This window comes from Streptomyces dysideae (assembly GCF_001514305.1).
GTDB classification, from domain to species: Bacteria; Actinomycetota; Actinomycetes; order Streptomycetales; family Streptomycetaceae; genus Streptomyces; species Streptomyces dysideae.
This window is the reverse complement of the sequence record NZ_KQ949155.1, coordinates 7809-9018: the sequence shown is the minus strand read 5'-3', so window position 1 is coordinate 9018 and position 1210 is coordinate 7809. Positions and strand designations below refer to the sequence as shown.

1 protein-coding gene is annotated in these 1210 nt (G+C 71.0%); it reads right to left on the bottom strand.

Annotation, left to right across the window (positions count from 1 at the left end; all coding sequences use genetic code 11):
• Window positions 1-1210: enolase C-terminal domain-like protein (locus AQJ91_RS47815; RefSeq protein ID WP_067036558.1), on the bottom strand; the 1210-nt coding region annotated here is incomplete at both ends.

Genomic DNA, 1210 nt, shown 5'->3' with positions numbered 1-1210 from the left:
AGGTAGTGGCCGTCGGCGATGCGGACCGGGTCGACGAAGTGCTCGTGCAGGTGGTCGACGTACTCGATGACGCGGTCCTCGGTCGTGCCGGAGACGGCGACGTAGTCGAACATCGACAGGTGCTGGACCATCTCGCACAGGCCCACGCCGCCGGCGTGCGGGCAGACCGGCACCCCGAACTTCGCGGCGAGCAGCAGGATCGCGACGTTCTCGTTCACGCCGCCGACCCGCGCGGAGTCGATCTGCACGATGTCCACCGCGCCGGCCTGGAGGAGCTGCTTGAAGACGACCCGGTTGGCGATGTGCTCACCGGTGGCGACCTTGATGGGGCTGACGGCCTTGCGGACGGCGGCGTGGCCGAGGATGTCGTCGGGGGAGGTGGGCTCCTCGATCCAGTACGGCTGGTAGGGGGCCAGGGCGCGCATCCAGCCGATCGCGGGGGCGACGTCCCATCTCTGGTTGGCGTCGACGGCGATGCGGATGTCCGGGCCGACCGCCTCGCGGGCGGTGCGCATGCGCCGTACGTCGTCCTCCAGGGACGCGCCGACCTTCAGCTTGATCTGGGTGAAGCCGTCGGCGACGGCCTCGCGGGCCAGGCGGGCGAGCTTCTCGTCGGAGTAGCCTAGCCAGCCGGGGGTGGTGGTGTAGGCGGGGTAACCCTGGTCGAGCAGGCGGCCGATGCGCTGTGCGCGGCCTGGTTCGGCACGCTTGAGGATCTCCAGCGCCTCCTCGGGGGTGAGGGCGTCGGACAGCCAGCGGAAGTCGACCTGGGCGACGAGTTCCTCGGGCGACATCGCGGCGAGGAAGCGCCACACGGGCTTGCCGGCCCGCTTGGCGGCCAGGTCCCACGCGGCGTTGACGACCGCGCCGGTGGCCATGTGGATGGCACCCTTCTCCGGCCCCAGCCAGCGCAGTTGGGGGTCGTGAACGAGGGAACGGGCAAACGCGCCGAGGTCGCCGCAGACTTCTTCGACGGACAGGCCGACCACGTGCGGGGCGAGGGCCGCGATGGCGGCGGCCTGGACATCGTTGCCACGACCGGTGGTGAAGGCCAGGGCATGGCCCTCCAGCCCGTCGCCGACGTCGGTGCGCAGGACGACGTAGGCGGCGGAGTAGTCGGGCTCGGGGTTCATCGCGTCCGACCCGTCGAGGTGTTCGGAGGTAGGGAACCGCACGTCCAGGACGTCCAGGGCGGTGATGCGGGCGGATG